Genomic DNA, 17,792 nt, shown 5'->3' with positions numbered 1-17,792 from the left:
ATCTGGCTATAAATATCTCGGGGGGTGCGGGGGGCAGCGCCCCCCGGCCTCTCCACAATCCGGAGACACCCGAATTGTCCGACATGATGACCACCCAAGCCGGAGATGCCGGTGCTTTCCGCAATTTCGACTTCAACCGCGTGCCCACCCCTTGCTTCGTGGTCGATGAGAAAGCCGTAGAGTGCAACCTGACCATCCTCTCCGAGATCGGCACCTGTTCCGGCGCACATGTCCTGAGCGCGCTTAAGGCGTTTTCCATGTTCTCGCTGGCCCCACTGGTGCGCCGACACCTCGGCGGCACTTGCGCGTCCGGCATCTATGAGGCGCGGCTGGGGCGCGAGGAATATGGCGGCGAGGTCGCCACTTTCTGCGCCGGATATAAAGACGCGGACATGGACGAAATCCTGTCGCTATCGGACCACATCATCTTCAACTCACCCGCGCAAAAGGACCGCTTTCTGGCAAAAGCCCAAGCCGCCGGCGTACAGGTCGGTCTGCGCATCAATCCGGAACATTCCGAAGGCGAAATCCCCAAATACGACCCTTGCGCGCCCTGCTCGCGTCTGGGCACGCCGGTCAGCCAATTGACCGCCGAGACTATGAGTGGCGTGGACGGGCTGCACATGCACACGCTCTGCGAACAGGGGTTCGAGCCGTTGCAGCGGACTTGGGACGCGGTTGAGCCAAAACTCAAACCGTACCTTGGCCAACTCAAATGGCTGAACTTCGGCGGCGGGCATCATATCACCCGTGATGACTATGACCGCGACGGGCTGGTCGCCTTCATCAAATCCATCCGTGAGACACACGGTATCGACGTCTATCTGGAACCCGGTGAGGCTGTGGCCCTGGATGCGGGCATTCTGGTTGGCGAAATCCTCGACTTGCCGACCAACGGTATGACCCTTGCGATCACCGATATCTCGGCCACCTGCCATATGCCGGACGTCATCGAAGCCCCCTATCGCCCCGCCCTCATGAATGAGGCCGAGGCAGGCCATACCTATCGCCTGGGCGGCCCGTCCTGTCTGGCGGGCGACGTGATCGGTGACTACACATGGGACAAACCACTGGAAATCGGCCAGCGCTTTGCCTTCCTCGATCAGGCGCATTACTCGATGGTCAAAACCAACACCTTCAACGGAGTTCCGCTGCCGACTATAGCGCTGTGGAACAGCGAAACGGACGAACTGAAAATCATCAAACAGTTCGGCTATGACGACTTTAAAGGCCGCCTCTCATGAGTATTTTCCTCGACAGTGAACTGTCCGCATCCGAGCGCACTGAGGACGCGCGGTTCCGTGTGATCCCGGTGCCGCTGGAACGCACTGTATCTTACGGGGCGGGCACCGCCAAAGGCCCGGACGCAATTATCGAAGCCAGTAATGAACTGGAACGCATCACTGGCCACGCCGAGCCCTGCGTCGAGGGGATCTTGACCGAAGAACCCGTCGACTGCGATGCAGCGTTGTCAGAGATAATGGAACGCCTAGCCCAACGCACGGAAGCGGCCGTTCGCGCCGGCAAAATCCCGGTGACGCTAGGTGGAGAGCATTCACTTAGCTACGGCGCAGTGTTGGGTGTTGCCCGCGCTCTAAACCAACCGATTGGTATCGTGCAGATCGACGCCCATGCTGATCTGCGCAACGCCTATCAGGGCGAGAAACATTCTCACGCCTCAGTCATGCATCTTCTTGCCGAAGAAGGTATCCGTCTGGCGCAATTCGGCGTTCGCGCCTTTTCGACCGAAGAAGCCCAAAGCCGCCTGAAAAATCACGTGTTTCATGTAGACGCCGAAGAACTGGTTACCGGCAACATCCACTCGGTTGATCTGCCCAAGGATTTTCCCGAACTGGTGTACGTCAGTTTTGACGTTGACGGGCTGGACCCGGCAATCATGCCCGCCACTGGAACACCCGTCCCAGGCGGGCTGGGATATTATCAAGCCCTGCGCCTGGTGGAACACGCCCTGAAGGGCAGAAAATGTGTGGGTTTCGACGTCGTCGAACTTGCCCCGAACGGCAATGCCGCCTGGGATTTTACCGCCGCCCAGATCGTCTATCGCCTGATGGCCGCCTGTTAACCCTCGGCGGTCTCATTCAGTTCCATGTGCCCTTCGCCTTTGTTCAGAACGCGGCGCAGCATGGGTTCGAAGAACTCCAGCGGTTTGGTCGGATAATCCGGGTCGAACGCCTTCTGATCGTATTCATGGCAGAAATATCGGCAGTCTTCCCAGTGAGGGCTATCGCGATACCTGTCGCGGGCGTTTCTGTCGCCGCCAAGATGGTGGTTGTAGTAATATCCCTGAAACACGCAGTGGTGCTTGAGGATCCAGTGGGTTTTCTCGCTGACATACGGCTTCATCATCGCCGCTGACAGTTCTCCGTGGTTATAGGGCGACAGGATATCGCCGGTGTCATGGATCAAGGCCGCCACAATCAACTCTTCATCCGCACCGTCCTCATAAGCACGTGTCGCAGCCTGCAGGCTGTGCTGATATCGGTTCACCGGATAAGGTGTCCACTCTTCGTCCAGTGAACGGATAGCATCGAGAATACGATCCGGTAACTCCGCGTTATAAGCCTCTTCATAGTCCATGACCGCATCCCAATCGGCCTTGGTTGCCTCTTCAAAACTGGTCCAGGTGGGTTTGTGGCTCTTGTCCAGCATGGTGCGAATCCTTTGGCTGCATTCATCCAATCACCTTAAGGCGGCAGTTGCAGGCAAAAAAATGAATTGATTTTATCAATACGATCAAAAAATACTTTCGGTATGCAAACCAAATCTCTGGAAACTTTTTTGTGCGTTGCCGAAACCGGCGGGTTTCACTCAGCGGCCCGTAAATTGAACATCACACAAACCGCGGTCAGCGCCCGGATTAGAGCCTTGGAGGACGCAACAGGCAAACCGCTATTCTCGCGCGGGGCCGGGGGTACGGTTTTGACCGAGTATGGCCGCCAATTCAAACCCTACGCGGAACAGATGCTGTCTCTGTGGTCGTTCGCGGCCAATGACCTGCCTGATCAGGTTCAGAATCGGTCGGCATTGCGACTGGGCGCCCAGCTGAGCGTTTGGGATCCATTACTGGTGGATCTTGCGGTTCGCTTTGAACAACGGTTCGGGCAATTGTTGCTGACCCTGAATTACGACCATGACCTGAATATCGTCGACGCCGTTGCGACCCATGTGCTTGACGCTGCACTGACCCACGAAAAACCTGCGGACCGCCGCGTGATCTTCCATGAACTTCCTCCCGAACGGCTGTCTTTGGTTCAAAGCAGGAAGGATGCGAACACCGACGCTGAACGGGTATTTGTCAACATAGAACTGGGCGAGACCTACCGGGATCATGTCCGTTCCACAGCGCGTCTCGCGACAGGGCAAACTATCTTTCTGGGTAATTGCTTGATGGCTTTACGCTATCTCCTACAGCGTGGCGGGTATGGGTATTTCCCGGACTATGTCATCACTCAGCATCTGAACTCAGGCGAGCTGTTGCGCGAGAAAGATGCGCGCGACTTAATGCTACCGCTGTATTTGGTGGTCCGTTCGGACAGTCAAGAAGTTGAAAACATCCTGCAGTGCCTGGAGGAACTTCGCCGCTGACTTCAGACCGGTGACGGCTTTGGTGCTCCGTTTCGAACCCTTTTTCGCATCAAGGGTCGCCCCGCGGCCAGTAAAAACAGAACCGACACAAGCACGCCCATAACGGCGGGAAGATACAGCAAACCCCAAAGTCTGGGATCATTGATGACGAACGGGGATACGAATCCCCGAACCCCCTCAAGCAGGACCAGAATGGTAAAGGCACCCAGGATCTGAGGCCAAAGCCCAAAGCGCGAAAAGCTACCCAGCATCAGGGTCGAATATCCGACCAATGCGACCGCAATACATATTGCAATCCACGAGAACCTCTGGTGCAGCTCATCCACCAGATGGCCGATGCTGTGATCATCTTTCACTGAGACCGCTTCGCGATCCCAGATCAACTCGACCGTCGGGATGGCTTCAAGGCTGCGATGGCCCATACTCGAATTCTGGGTCAGTTCGGAAATGTCGTAAGAGGCGTCTTCGAACAACGTGGATGACAGCGTGTTACCAGCCTGATCATACCGCAGCGCAATCCCATCCAGCATAACCAGATGAATGCCCGAAGCCTGATTGACCAGATAGGCCGTAGCACTGGAATAACTGACCGGGTTAATCCCATCGCGACGGTCCGAGACGAAGACTTCGCGCAGCGTTCCGTCCAAATCGATATCGCCGATATAGACGGTTACACCTTCTGCTGGATGCAAGAACTCGCCCTCATTCAACAGCTGTGCGGTGACATCTCCGGCAACTTCATCCTGTCTTAATTCCAGTTGATCAACCGATGCAGGTCGCAAAAAGACGCTGATGACAGCCATCATCAGTCCCGCACTGAACCCGAACACCAAGACCGCTCGCGCAAGTCGCCACGGGCTGGAGCCTGTTGCCAGCATCACCGTCATCTCGCTTTCGCGGCTCAAACGGTTGGTTGTGTAAACAGCGGCCGCAAACACAGCCATGGGCATGACCGTCCGGATCAGCGTCGGCAAGGTCAACGCCGTGAACTCCAGGAATACCATCGCCGATTGGCCGCCGCTGATGACCCGATCAAAAAGGCTGACTGAACGCGTGATCCAGAACACCCCGACAAGCACAAGGGTGAAAAAGCCAAACAGCACCAGCAATTGCCGCAGGAAATACCCATCAAAACGCGACATGCGACCTCTTGTTTCTTGGCGATTGGCGTTGCGGCGGACTTTAGGTGATTCAACGCGCCGAGGAAACCTCGATTAAGCCTGATCAGCGGCGGGGATCACGATGCGATGATACCAAAGCCAGCGCAGAATGCGCGACGCCGTGTGTGTGGCCAAAACCTCTGACCAGCTCTTGATGATGTTCAAAGTGGTTGTCGGGGCGCCCAGCCGCTCTAGCAACGGTCCCAGCATTGCGCCCTCCAGATTTGCAACTGGCCTTGGAAGATTCGGGTGCCCTATGACAAGGCCGGGTTCGATATGCGAAGCGGTTTGCACGCCGGAAGTGATGAGCTTGGCCTGAGGTGACAGGATGAGGGGCTGATCATCACGCAACGCCTCCGTGTTTGGATCGAACGCTGGAGACTTTACCCAATCCAACGGCTTTGCGCGCTCAGCCCAGAAGTGCGAAGGATCGACAGCATGCTGCCGTGCATAGAAATCGGCTGCGAGCGCTGCATGGGTCTGCACACGCTCGAATTGCCGATCCGCATAAAATGACAAGGCCAGATCACTATGATCGGGGGTTGTCAGAAGCGTGTTCACCACAGCTGCGGCCTGCACCGCCTGCCCCATCGCCAATTGCACCCCCTGCGACGACAACGCGTCTACCGCGAAGCTGGCCTCTCCGACCCGCAGAAGGTCGCGCGTTGGTGGTGTTGTCTCGGCCTGGCTGGTCGCATCCGCCCGCCGCACAGGCCCGATACGGCGCTGTTCCAGACAGGGCGCTAGTAGTGTCGAACGGGCCAGAAGATTCAGATAGAGATCGCGTCGATCTGCGGGTGGCAGCCCGATGCAGGCGTCGGGATCGACAAAAACCATTGCGTTGACCACTCCTCCCGGTAACAACGCGCCCCAATACCAATGTCCTTGTCCCGCCTCGACCCGGGCTTGCGGGCCAAAGCCCGGCGGCACGTGCCAATAAGCATAAAGCGCCAACAAAGGTTGGGATGCAGGGAGAAACCTGCGGCCCAGCCCGGCTTGCCGTCCCGCTGCGTCCAGCAGGATTTGTGCCTGGATCCGAAAGGCGCCCGTGTCGGTCCGAACGGGAATCTCCCAACCAGACTGCTGGCGCAAGGGGCGGTATGCGCGCGCAGGTTGGACGACCTGCGCCCCTGCCGCTTGTGCTGCACGTAACAGCACTGCATCAAACTGGCCCCGGTCAACCAATAGTCCGGGGTGATCACCGTCGACGCCGCGACGTTCGAACGCTCCGGCCCAATGCAAAAGCGATCCGCTTGCACGCAGAAAACCGGTTTGGGAAACGGTTTCGTCGACCCCCAACAGGTTCAGGATCGGCCAGATTGATGGCGGCAATGACTCGCCGACATGCTGGCGCGGGAACGTTTGCCGCTCGATCAAGCAGACACGCCGACCTAGCTGAGCCAACCTCAGCGCGGCAGAACTACCTGCCGGGCCGCCTCCGATCACGCAGATTTCGGTCTCAATCTCCATCCGTTCAGGCAGAGGCCACCTGAGCGGACACGCCAAAATAATCCGGACGTGCTTCGGACAAGCGGACATAGGCTTGAAGGCAATAGTGCAGCCAACCTCGAATGTAGTCGCAAGCGGGGCGTCCGCGATGGATGACCTCGTGATGACAGCCGCCGCCGCACAGATACCGCGCCCAGCAAGTGCCGCACGGGGACTGGGTGTGCACGTGACGGTTCGTCAACCAATTTTCTCGCCGAAGATCAGGGCCATCATAGACATCGCCCATGGCTCCGGCTTCGTCTTCAACAAAGCGATGGCAGGCGAACAGTCCACCATCAGCGGACACGCCGAAATACCCGCCCCCTGCCCCGCAGGCATAGGGCCGGTGGGTGCCTCGGTGGATCTCCTGCATCGCCGCTGCCATGTTCGAGAAAGGGTAGCGCCGCCCTTCGATTACCGCCGCCTCGAAAACTTCGCCGCAACGGATCATCTGCGATAGCATCTCGTCCAAATCACTCCGGTTCAGTTCATGCTGACCGTTGGGCGAGGCCAGCATGGGCGAGAATCCAATCGAATGAAATCCCATTCCCACAAACCGATCCAGCGTCTCTGGCAGGTTCATATTCTTCGGCGTAACCGTTACCCGAGCACCAACCTGCATACGGTGTTGAGCTGCCAGCAAAGGTTCGACCCGTTTCAGGATCGTATCAAAACTACCCCGACCGCCACGATTTGGGCGCAGCTTGTCATGGACCTCGCCCACGCCATCCAGACTGATGGTGACAGCAAATCCATGCGCTTCGAAAAACGCCGCATCCTCGGGGCGTAGCAGGGTCCCGTTGGTTGTGATCGAGAACCCGACGCTCAACCCGTTGGCATGCGCCTGATCGACGGCAAATTCCGTAGTGCGTTGCACCAGATCGCGGTTGATCAGAGGTTCTCCACCCAAATAGGCAAGGTTGATCCGCACACCGGGTTCGGCTTCGGCCACCAGCCGATCAACCGAAGCCTTGGCGACTTCCCATTCCATATTCCGCGCGGGTCCGCCAAATTCTCCCCCTGCAGCATAGCAATAAGTGCAAGCCAGATTGCATTTCTGCGCCACTGCCAGTGACAGCGACCTCACGGGCATACTCTGAGGCGGCGTGTCATCGATGAAAGGTGTTCCATCCAATCCCATGGACCTGAGGAAAGCGCTCTGACTTCTCTTGTCCATCGTTGCGAATTGGTCCGCCGTCCCCTCAGGCACATCAAACACGCGCGATCCATCAACGGCCAGCATGTGATCTCCATGCCCTGTGTCATAGAAATGCACCTGCGCGGCGGGTGGGATCACGCCTTACCCTCCGTCCAGAACGGGATGCCAATCCCCTTGGCGGCCAGCGCTTCGCCCTCGACGCGGAACAGCTTCATGTCATCGCGCACCTGCTGGATGTAGGCCTGGGAGTCTTCAAATTTGCCATCCGCTTCAAGCGCATAGGCGTTGGCTAACCCATCCTTGACCTTAGCGTAGAGTTCCAGCGCCGTCCTGGCCTCCTCTTCAGTGCCAACTTCAATCTGACGCAAATAGGCAGGCGTGCCTTCTCCCGTATCGTATTTGGCCAAAACGTCCTTCATTTGACTGAAGCGCAGGAAGTGCTCGTCCCCGTCGGTGTCGATCCGTACCGCCAGCGCATAAAGGCGGCGTTCCGGGAACAAATCCTCCTGCTCCAAAGTCGCCACACATTGTGCATAAGCGCGGTCAATAAAGCCTCCGGGGCGCTCGATCTCGATGAAATCCGCAAGCGCTTCGGCCGTTAGTGGCCTCAGTGCGCGCGGCTGCGTCTTACCCTTGCCCGCCGGCAAGGTTTCAGACGGGGTCAAGATGGGTTCATACCCCTCGGGCTCAAGCTCCCAAAGCAACTGGTTCGCCCAGCGCATATGGGTCATCTCGCCAATCGCGACCTCCAGCACCGAACGCCGGGCAAATATCAGATCGTCTTTCAGCGTCGGCCATTTTCGGGTATCCGCCGTTTCGGGATCCGCCAACGAAAAATAGGCATAGAGATATTGCAGGCTCAGTGTCATCTCCATCGCGGCCAGACGCGTCTTGAGGTCCTCGATCATCGCCTGCGGCGTGTCATAGGGCTCCACGCCTGGCATTTCGGGATCAACTTCATAAACCTCGCCCGTTTCGCGGCCTTCAACGACGATAGGCAATTCGCTCCACATCTGATTTACCTGATAATGGTCAATCTGGTAGGGGCGGTTTTGTTCGACCGTATTCAGCGCCGCGACGTTACCGGACGGAGACTTGTCCGAGCGCAGCCAATCCAGATAGGTCTCGGCCTCGATCGGGTTCTTTGACTGACCCGAGGGTAACTGATCGTCATGTGCAACCTCGGCCATCACCACATCGGGATGGTTCGAGGGCCAGTAGTGGCAGCCGCAGTCGCGGAAGTCATGGGACCACGGGTTGCACAGGCTTTGCGTCAATTCTCCGGGATCATAGGCTTCGCTGAAGACCCCCGCCTCGGTCCGGTACTGGCGGCGGAATCCGTGCAGGACGACCTGCTCGGTATCCACGATGCCCTCATGATTGCGCCGTTCCAGAGCAATGCTGACCGGTTTGTCATCACCATGTTCCAGACTGCGGATGAACCGCCAAATCATCAGCCCGTCATAGGGTGTGCCGTCTTTCTCCTGAAAGGTGATCCGCTTGCCGCTTTGTTCGACCCAGGACAGGAACCAGCGACCTTGGCTGAGCTTTGCGCCAATGTCACCACTGTAGGCCTCCAACAGCGTCTGCACCCACTCCTCGGGGCTGTTGTCAGGCAGCATCGGGTCGTAGAAATAGTCCACAAAAACCAGATGGAAGCCCTGCGAATTCTTCGGCGCCACGGGCACGGGGTTCAGCGGCACCCGCGCGGCGTTGAACACCAGACCGGGGAAAAAGCGGCGGTCGAGGTTGCGCACATCCATTTCCAGACCGGGAAAGCAATTCCCCACCGATCCGTCCAGTCGCGTGTTGTCGGGGTTGCCCGGTACCTTATAGGCCGCGCGGGCGGTCAGGTTGCGGGGTTTAACGCGAATTTGGCCGGGCTGATCAGACATTCTGAGCCTCCGTTTCCTGTGCAACCAGATAGTCGATGAACGAGATCACCAGATGGTACTGCCTGCGCGACAGCGACAGTGGGTAATAGTTGGAATCGCGCATATAGGGCGGCATCCGCGCGTCGTGCATCGAGTCGCGGATAATCCGAGGATCGCGAAAATCCGGGTTCGGATTTTGATCAGGGTTCGGGTCGGTTTCAAGCTCGGTCAGGATACCATATGGTGGACGCAGCAGTGTTTTAACGAAATCCGGGCGACGGCGTAGGAAATCCAGCAGGTTGGCCTCGTCAATCAACTGCTCATGCACGAACTTCGTCGCCACTGTATAGGGCAGCCGATCATTCGGCACGGAGTTCGAAAAGACCGAGATCGGTTGCGGGCGGATCAGTTCGTCGATCTTGTCCGGCGGCCTTGCATCCTCCTCCGTCATGGATTTCGCATCGGTTGACGGCAGGCCCGGCGTCGGGGAAATCCCGGTTTTCGCCTGTAATTTGGCATTGTCCTTCAAACCTTGCGCGCGGATATCGTCGAGGTTGATCAGGCTGTTGGTCTCGAAGGCGCGGCGGAAGATATCGACCACCTCGTCTTTGGCCTGGATGTAGTTTTCTTCAGTTACCGAGATTAGCGACAGATCACGATCGGCCAGATCATCCTCAAGGCTGTAGAACGGCCGCGCATCAGGTGCAAAATCGGGTGGTCCGGTCATGATCGTGGCGCGCGCGGTCAGGCGTTCGCCACGTACTGCCAGCGTCGCCTCGATCACGCCATCGCTGGTGTCATCGGCCACTCCCCAGGATTGGTCATTGCCCACACGGGCACCGTCGTAACTATCGTGCGGCTCAGGGTCGTCCGAGGTGCCGGACATCATGATCCATTTCGACCAAGGGGTGTCGGGGTTCAGGATGCGGTTCTGTTCGGGCACGATTTCGTGGATGCGACCATATTCCGATTTCGGCGGGTCGTTCTGATAGCCCGGTACGGCCAGCGTCGCCGGACCGTATGCAGCATCAGGCGGGCCATAAACCTCACCTTTCGGAGGCATAAAGCGCAGGCGCAGGATGCTGCGGTCGATGAACTCTCCTTCAACCGGCTCGTCGTGCCCCTGCACCGGATGGATCGCACGGATCGAGCCCAGCGGGATCGGGTTGTGCTCATAGACCATCGGCTGTTGTTCAGACGTGTACGGGCTGAAGGCCAGCAGGGGTTTGGGGGTGAAATCCTGCCCCGCGATCTCGACCCGTGCACGAAATCCGCAGGCCGCGTCCCCGGTCCGACGCTCGGCCTTGGTGTTGCCGACGGTGACCGAATAGCGCACGTTCTGCAGCGACAGGCCTTGCCCCTCAAGCAGGTTCAGGGTCACCGGCGTCTCATAAACCTCACCCGTTTCAGCGTCATGCATCCGCGCCCAAAGCTCAAAGAACGGGGCGACCGGACGCAGCGCACCGCCTTCGTCGCGAAAGCGGATCGTGTCGGGATCGGGAAGATAGGCTGAAACGCTGCCATCTTCGACTTCGCGCAGGGTTATGTTCGACCGGATAACCGTCTTGTTGTTGCCATGGGCATCCATGTCCTGCTGCCATTCATAGCTTTCCAGCGGCGTCTCACCCGGCCCCAGACGGGCAACCGCCATCGGTGGCAGAAAGAAAATCTCTCGGATCGTGTCCATGCTGGGCCCTCCCCCGTTTGGCCTTGGCTGCCCCCGCTTTCAGGGGTTCGAATAGCTCTCGTATGTGATCGTTGGGTCGTCGAAGATCGACTTGGACGTATCTCGGATGATGTCTGGCGGAGCGTCATCCGGCACCGGCGAAATGCTCTGCTGATAATGGAAGAAATTATGCGGGTCGAATTTCTGCTTCACGAACAGCAAAGAGTTGAAATACTCGCCCCAGTATTGCCAGCGATAGTTCTTCTGGGTCCGCCGTGGATAGTTCTGATAGACGCGGTCAATGAAATAGCCCTCTTCGGTCATCAGCTCCATGAATCCGTCGAGCCACGGCACAACGATCTCTTTTTCTTCTTCCGACACCCAGAACACATCGACGTAGAAGTTCAGCGACACATCACGGTGAATGAAGGCATTGCCTTGTTTGCCCAACGGCATCCGATTGATCGCCCCCCCATAGGGTTCGATGGCCACAGCGCCATAAGCGTTGGGCGTGCTGTCGAGGTAGTCTACGACGCGCTGCCATTCGGCTTCGTTGAGCTGGCGTTCAATATATCCGGCCTGCTTATCTTCACGCGCCTGATCGGGGACGACGGGGATGTCATATTTGTCGTCATACAGCCATGAGTTGATTTCTTGATAGGTGCCATAGTTCTGGTCGTCCTCACCAATCTCGCCGCCGATTTCATCGCTCAGCAGGGGCTGAACAAACGCGTTCCCCTCTTCGGACGTGCCATCATAGAGCGCCGACACCAGCAGTACCTTTCGATCTCCCTGATAGGCCAGAAAGATATAAGCCCCGAAACGGTCATCTTCGCAGGTGCGCATGTAGTTGGCCTGCAGGTACTCCAGTGCCTTGGCGGCTTTGTCCAACGGCCATGTGATGTGGCAACCCCAGACTTCATACAGCTGGTGCAGCTGGTAGCGGATTTCCAGCAACACACCAAAGTTGTTGCCGGTCCCACCTCGCATGGCCCAGAAGAGGTCGGAGTTCGTGTCTTTGTCCGCGATCACGATACTGCCGTCCCACAGCATCACGGTGACACCCAGAACGCTGTCGCAAGCCATCCCAAGCCGGCGTGAGGTAAAGCCATAGCCGCCGCCCATCATGAAACCCGCCACGCAGACATCCTGACAGGCCCCGCCCGGCACGTGCAGGTGATAAGAGTTCAACTCCGAATTCAGCATCTTGAACGGTGTGCCCGGACCGACATAGGCCATCGGCACCTTTGGATCGACGGTCACGTAACGCATTCGGCTGGTATCCAGCACCATCTGGTTATTGACCGAATACCCCGCCGTGCTGTGACGCCCTGACCGCGCAACAACCCACAGATCATGCTCGCGCGCGAAAGCAAGGCTGGCGCGTACATCCTGAATGGTCTCGCAATAGACGATGATCTCTGGGTAGTCCTGGAAAGCCGGATTCCAAACCTGCCGGTCATTGTTGTAATCCGCGTCGGTTGGCAAAGTGACCGTTCCGATCAGTTTCTTCTCAAATTCACGTATCTCATCGGGCGTGATCGAATGGTACTGCTGCAGCGCCAGATCGGTACGGCTTTGCGCCAATACATCCTTGGCCAGAAGTGTTTTGCTGATCTTACGCATTAGGTCTCCTCATACCACAAGAGCGGGGCGCCGGACTGGTGACCCAGCGCTTAAAAGTCGAAATTCAGGTATCATACCAACTCTGCCCGCGCCCAAGCTGGCAGTAAGTTGGCCTTCGGGTCAAGTAATCGTTTCCATCAACGCTCGTGCGTCTTTGAGGTCCGGCAGTTGGGCATCTTGATGGAAATGCGACATGACCGAATTCAACGCCTCACCAACCGGTTCGCCTCGGTGTTGCCGCCACTCCGCCAACGCGACCGCCGCACGAAGCTCGTAAAGCCGCGCGCCTTGCCTTTGCGCTGTTTCGATAGCACGCAACAGCAGTGGTTCAGGATCGCCCCCGGTCTTGGCTACAAGGGCGGCCTCAATACGCAGTTGATCGGCCTCGGCCCATTTCTCTTCGGTTTTGCTCAGAACATCTCTGGCGTGCGTCAGAGTCTGATGCGCAGCGTCGTGATGGCCGGCGTTTGTCTGAATCTCGGCAATCAGCGAAGGGAAGAAAGTCTTGTAATTTCCGGCCCCAACCGACCACCAGTCTTCCGACGCCTGACGCAGGTCCTCGATATGTTCGACTTCAGAGGTCGTGGTCGCCTTTGCCCAGCTTTCCCATAGCCGCGCAATTGTCGCCATAAAGGGTAGCGAATGCTCCTCGGCGACTTCGGACAGCGCCTTAACATCCCTTTGCAATGCAGGGATGTCGCGCGCCAGCAGGTGAACCTTGCACATGTAAACCAAGATCTGCGCCACACTATGCGCGTGCTTGAGGTTCTTGGACCATTCCAGCGCTGTATTCTGCACCTGCAGGGCATCTTGATGCCGACCCATCAGGCAATAACATGTGCCCAGAAATGCTGATGTAATCGCGGCATGATCCGTTCCATAGACATAGGCTAGCTGGCTGTGCTGATCAAAATCATAAAGCGCCCAAGCTTGCTCAAGATGGCGCTTTGCATCTGACAGGTTGCCCAGATGCAATTGCACCGCCCCCATGGCGCGATGACCGACCATGCGGTGTTCGGTCTTGCCGCTTGTCGCCGCCAGATCGAGGATCTGCGCAGCCACGCCTTTCGCCAATCGATATTCGGCACGCACAAGATGGAATGCATATAGCCCGTTGAGCACAGGAAACAGCCGCTCGGTCTCGTCAGCTCGGTGACATAGTTCGCGCAGACGCCCATAGGCCTCACCCGTCGCATCCCCCGAAATACCGCTTGTTGAGCGCAGGACACCGGCACGCAGGATCTGGATGTCGATCTCTTGCAAATCCCGTGCACGGCTCTTTGGCAGATCGGCAAGCTGATCCAGAGCTTTCGACAGATGGGTCAACGCCTCAGCCTGGGCCGAGCGTTCGATCGCTCGACGCCCCGCGCTTTGCCAGTGCATCACGGCCTCATCCGCGCGTTGGGCCAACGTGTAGTGCTGTGCCAGAACCTCGGGCTGAGTCTGGGCCAGTTGCGGCTGGTTCTCTAGCAACGCACCCGCCGCGCGGTCATGCAGCGACTGCCGTTCCGTGCGCAGCAGGCTGTCATAAGCCATGTCGCGAATCAATGCGTGGCGGAAGATGAACTCATCCTCTGCCGCATCCGGGGCTTGAAGAATGATCCCGGCCGATGAGAGCTGTTCCAGTCCGGCCTGCAGAACCGTCGGAGACAGAAACGAAACAGAGGCCAGCAACGCGATCGAGAACTGCCGCCCGAACACGGCGCCGGTTTGCGCCACTTCTTTGGCCTTGCCCAAACGGTCTAGACGCTCCATCAGCGAATCCTGCAACGTGCTGGGAACTGAAAGCGATGGCAGGGGGCCGCGCACGACATACCCCTTGTCGCTCAAGCGCAATTGCCCCGATTCCAAAAGACCGCGGGTCACTTCCTGGACATAAAGCGGAATGCCATCCGTCTTGGCCGCAATAAGGTCGCAAACCTCGGGTGGTACAGGGTGCCCCCCCGCCACCTCAGCTACGATCTCAGCCACATCCCGATTGGTCAAACGCTTGAGAGGTATACGCAGGGTATTGTTGTGGTGACCCCAACCCGGATCGAAACCGGTACGTGCTGTTACGACGATCAGCACCGGTAGGTCCCGAATATGTTCGATCACCCGATCTGTAAGAGACAAAGTGGTCGGATCAACCCAATGCGCATCTTCGAACAACAGCAACACCGGTCGTTCTCGCGCTAACGTTGCAAGCTGTTCTGTCACTGCCTCCAACGTCTTCTCAAGCTTCACTTGCGGCGGCAGGTCGAGAGGCCCCAGCGTAGCATCAGCATCAACGCTCAACAAATCGGCGATCAGGCGCACATGCTCAGGCGGGTGATGGCGCAAGAGGTATGAGAGTTTTCCCAGTTTATCCTCATCGTTGTCTGTCGGCGCAAATCCTGCGGCGCGTTCCAGATGCTGAATGATCGGATAAAGTGCCGAGTTGGCATGAAAGGGCGAACACTGGAAGTTCAGGCGAAGCGCACCTTGATCCAGCACTTCTTGGCTAAGCCCCTCAATCAGGCGTGATTTGCCGATCCCTGCCTCGCCAGTGACAAGAACCGATTGTCCAGCGCCCTGACTTGCCTCATTCCATTTGTCGGTCAGCTTGCGGAACTCTGCCTGGCGCCCAATGAGCCGACCAGAACCGGCATCAGGCATTATGTCAAATCTGCGCTCGATCCGCGCCTGCCCTGTGACGCTCCAGGCTTGTATCGGTTCCGAAAACCCTTTCAGTGCGAAAGACCCGCGATCCTGCAGTTCAAATGCATTGCCCACCAATCTGCGAGTGGACGGGCTGATGATCAGTGTATTGGGCTCGGCCAAACTCTGCAAACGTGCTGCCAGATTGGGTGTACGCCCCATGACCACGTCATGTTCCTTCAACCCTTCGCCATGGATCTCGCCCACAACGACAAGACCGGTCGAAACACCGATCCGCGCAGTCAGACGCTCCTGGCCTTCCATGCGATTCAATCCTTCAAGAATATCCAGACCCGCATGAACGGCGCGCGAGGCCGCATCTTCCACCGCGTGAGGATACCCGAAATAGATCATCGCCCCGTCACCCATGAAATCGGCGATATGTCCACCAAAGCGAGCAACCGAGGTCGAGCAAATTTCCTTGAACCGCCGAAGCAGCTCCCCCAAGTCTTCGGGATCAAGCCGCTCGGACATGGCAGTCGAGCCAACCAGATCAACAAACATAACTGTCAGTTGCCTCCGCTCGGCGACAATCTTCCCGCTGCCTTGCACCGGGGTCGGATTGGCATCCCGCGCCTGCCCCAATGCGGCCATCAATCGGCGCCTTGGTCCAAGTGGCAGCCCAAGGTCGATCAAATCATGTTCGGAGAGATGTGCGAGATCGGCCAATGTAACTTCGTTCGACGCGAATACCGGCGCATATTTCGACAGCCCGTGTTCTTCAAGGAATGCGTCGATCTCTGTCATTATCCCCGTTGTCCCCGATCGTCTCCGGGTTCCCCTACCCGGTCAGGCTTGCATATTGTGACACAAAAGCCGAACGACTTTAGCACATTAGCTGGACAGTCCTGATGGCTTTTCCTTCAGCCTTGATCAAGCTTTTTCTTTATTGCCGCACACGTCAAGTGAATTGCGCCACACGTATGCACCAAGCCCGCGCCTCTGTTGCAGGAATTTCGCTTGTCCGGTGGGAAATGGCAGGGGCAGCAGGGTTCGAACCCGCGACCTACGGTTTTGGAGACCGTCGCTCTACCAACTGAGCTATACCCCTAGGCTGGGCCATCAGATATGACAGAGGCGCAGCGGACTCAAGAGGCTTTTTGAGTTTTCCGAACACTTTACCGCTGACAAAAAAGTTGCGCCCGGCGCGCAGTTCTTTAAGACAAGGCTCGGCCAGCAGGAGGACCGCAGCCTTGAGCATCCGCAAGAAAATCGCAGACAGCGAAGCCGTGCTGAACTGGGTCGCGCGACGGATCGCAAGCTATATCCGGTTGGTGCATCGCAACACACGCTGGCAGCGCATCGGTTACGAAGAGCTGGATCAACTGGCCGAACAGGGCGAACCGGTCATCGTGGTGCTGTGGCACCAGAGACTGGCACAATCGCCATATTTCTTCCCTCTGGACAAGGGCCGCATCTGCTCGATCACTTCGGCAGCGCGCGCGGGTAGCATGGTGGGGCGAGTGCAGAAGCTGTTCGGGATGGATACAATTGCAATGTCCAGCCGCAAGCGCCACGTCGCTTTGTCGCGCGAAGTGCTGGGAAAGATGAAACAGGGTATCTCGATTGGCATTGCCGCCGACGGCCCTCGCGGACCCGAGCGGGTATCCTCGACCGTACCGCTGGTCTGGGCTCGCACATCAGGTAAACGAGTTTTCGGCATCACCTATTCCGCGCGGCACGGGCGCGAAGCCGGAACTTGGGATCGTCTGCTGATGCCTCGCCCCTGGCGCAACGACGGCGTATTTCTGTGCCGCGAATGGACCGATCCAGTTCCACGCAAGGCCAGCGAAGAGCAGATTGAGGCCCTTCGTCTGAGCCTTGAGCAGCATATGAACGACATCACCGCCGAGGCCGACCGGATGGTCGGGCGTGAGCCATGGGCAAAGAGCATTTGAACCCAAAACCCGGCGTGAAACGACTATTGCGCCGTTAGGCCGCGTCTGCGCTGGTTTTGACCGAGGTCGCTCCTCTCGCCATGCTGTCCGACATTTCAGCAAGCTTGATATCAAATCGCTTGCGCTCTCGGCAAAAGTCGCTGATTTTGCACTCAACTTCCTGTTCGTCGTCACCGAGAACAGCGGCTCTCATATCGTCCAAATCCTTGCTGTGAAGGATTTGCGTTCCATAGTTTAGAAATTCAAAACCAAACATCTTAGTCTCCCCTGATCGCCGGGACGCGCTTGATTTGCGCGTCACCTTTGCTGTTGCAATAGAGAGCTGGGAGTTCAGTCTTCGTTTGGAGTGGACGGTAGATTAAGAATGCGAGATCGACAGCTGTTTTGTTCAATGAACTCAGCTTGCCCGAGATTATTCGACGAATAATCTCAATGCGCCGAGAAGAATGGATGAGAAAAGGCCGCCCCAGTTGGAGCGGCCTTCTTTAGTTCACCGATTTGTCGGGCCAAAGCCCGACTACTGTGATTACTCGATGATTTTCGAGACGACGCCGGCGCCGACGGTGCGGCCGCCTTCGCGGATCGCAAAGCGCAGGCCGTCTTCCATCGCGATGGGCGCGATCAGCTCGACGGTGA

General features: G+C 57.6%; 14 protein-coding genes and 1 tRNA gene. 4 read left to right on the top strand and 11 right to left on the bottom strand.

What is annotated here, in order from left to right; genetic code table 11:
* Positions 1-74 precede the first annotated feature (74 nt).
* Positions 75-1,244 carry a carboxynorspermidine decarboxylase gene (gene nspC / locus ACR0KC_RS11800; RefSeq protein ID WP_480771887.1) on the top strand — a complete coding sequence of 390 codons (1,170 nt, stop codon included), beginning with the start codon at positions 75-77 and terminating at the stop codon, positions 1,242-1,244.
* On the top strand, positions 1,241-2,083 hold the full coding sequence (gene speB, locus ACR0KC_RS11795) for an agmatinase (protein ID WP_480706954.1): 843 nt from the start codon (positions 1,241-1,243) through the stop codon (positions 2,081-2,083). Before nspC ends, speB begins: the two co-directional genes overlap by 4 nt.
* Here speB and ACR0KC_RS11790 read toward each other — a convergent pair.
* Positions 2,080-2,670 (bottom strand): HD domain-containing protein, encoded by a 591-nt coding sequence (locus ACR0KC_RS11790; protein WP_480771886.1) that lies wholly within the window; start codon positions 2,668-2,670, stop codon positions 2,080-2,082. The genes speB and ACR0KC_RS11790 overlap by 4 nt on opposite strands.
* A gap of 102 nt (positions 2,671-2,772) precedes the next feature.
* Between ACR0KC_RS11790 and ACR0KC_RS11785 the strand changes: the two genes are divergently transcribed.
* Complete coding sequence (locus ACR0KC_RS11785; protein WP_480771885.1) at positions 2,773-3,606, top strand: LysR family transcriptional regulator; 834 nt, start codon at positions 2,773-2,775, stop codon at positions 3,604-3,606.
* Positions 3,607-3,608: 2 nt separating this feature from the next.
* Here the strand turns inward: ACR0KC_RS11785 and lptF are convergent, their stop codons facing one another.
* From lptF to ACR0KC_RS11745, 8 genes are all read right to left on the bottom strand, one after another.
* Positions 3,609-4,748: an LPS export ABC transporter permease LptF gene (gene lptF, locus ACR0KC_RS11780; protein WP_480771884.1), complete on the bottom strand. Its 1,140-nt coding sequence runs from the start codon at positions 4,746-4,748 to the stop codon at positions 3,609-3,611.
* Positions 4,749-4,820: 72 nt separating this feature from the next.
* Positions 4,821-6,236, bottom strand: a complete 1,416-nt coding sequence (gene qhpG, locus ACR0KC_RS11775) for a flavin-dependent monooxygenase QhpG (protein ID WP_480771883.1) — start codon at positions 6,234-6,236, stop codon at positions 4,821-4,823.
* A gap of 4 nt (positions 6,237-6,240) precedes the next feature.
* Entirely contained in the window at positions 6,241-7,551 is a 1,311-nt protein-coding gene (locus tag ACR0KC_RS11770) for a radical SAM protein (protein ID WP_480771882.1), read from the bottom strand.
* Complete coding sequence (locus tag ACR0KC_RS11765; RefSeq protein WP_480771881.1) at positions 7,548-9,308, bottom strand: ferritin-like domain-containing protein; 1,761 nt, start codon at positions 9,306-9,308, stop codon at positions 7,548-7,550. The genes ACR0KC_RS11770 and ACR0KC_RS11765 overlap by 4 nt, the downstream gene beginning before the upstream one ends.
* Positions 9,301-10,974, bottom strand: a complete 1,674-nt coding sequence (locus tag ACR0KC_RS11760; RefSeq protein WP_480771880.1) for a hypothetical protein — start codon at positions 10,972-10,974, stop codon at positions 9,301-9,303. The genes ACR0KC_RS11765 and ACR0KC_RS11760 overlap by 8 nt, the downstream gene beginning before the upstream one ends.
* 39 nt (positions 10,975-11,013) lie before the next feature.
* Complete coding sequence (locus ACR0KC_RS11755) at positions 11,014-12,579, bottom strand: FAD-binding oxidoreductase (RefSeq protein ID WP_480771879.1); 1,566 nt, start codon at positions 12,577-12,579, stop codon at positions 11,014-11,016.
* 120 nt (positions 12,580-12,699) lie between these two features.
* Positions 12,700-16,005: an adenylate/guanylate cyclase domain-containing protein gene (locus ACR0KC_RS11750; protein WP_480771878.1), complete on the bottom strand. Its 3,306-nt coding sequence runs from the start codon at positions 16,003-16,005 to the stop codon at positions 12,700-12,702.
* Positions 16,006-16,233: 228 nt separating this feature from the next.
* Positions 16,234-16,309: transfer RNA gene (locus tag ACR0KC_RS11745), tRNA-Trp, on the bottom strand.
* A 142-nt stretch (positions 16,310-16,451) separates the two neighbouring features.
* Here ACR0KC_RS11745 and ACR0KC_RS11740 point away from each other — a divergent pair.
* Positions 16,452-17,156, top strand: a complete 705-nt coding sequence (locus tag ACR0KC_RS11740) for a DUF374 domain-containing protein (RefSeq protein ID WP_170392582.1) — start codon at positions 16,452-16,454, stop codon at positions 17,154-17,156.
* A 34-nt stretch (positions 17,157-17,190) separates the two neighbouring features.
* On the opposite strand, the gene ACR0KC_RS11735 is transcribed toward ACR0KC_RS11740, so the two are convergent.
* On the bottom strand, positions 17,191-17,412 hold the full coding sequence (locus tag ACR0KC_RS11735; protein WP_170420395.1) for a hypothetical protein: 222 nt from the start codon (positions 17,410-17,412) through the stop codon (positions 17,191-17,193).
* 270 nt (positions 17,413-17,682) lie between these two features.
* The coding region (locus tag ACR0KC_RS11730) for an EF-Tu C-terminal domain-related protein (RefSeq protein ID WP_480567056.1) at positions 17,683-17,792 on the bottom strand (110 nt) is incomplete at its 5' end.

The organism is Ruegeria sp. CF3, assembly GCF_056537365.1.
Note: the sequence above shows the minus strand (reverse complement) of the source record. Positions and strands in the feature narration are given on the sequence as shown.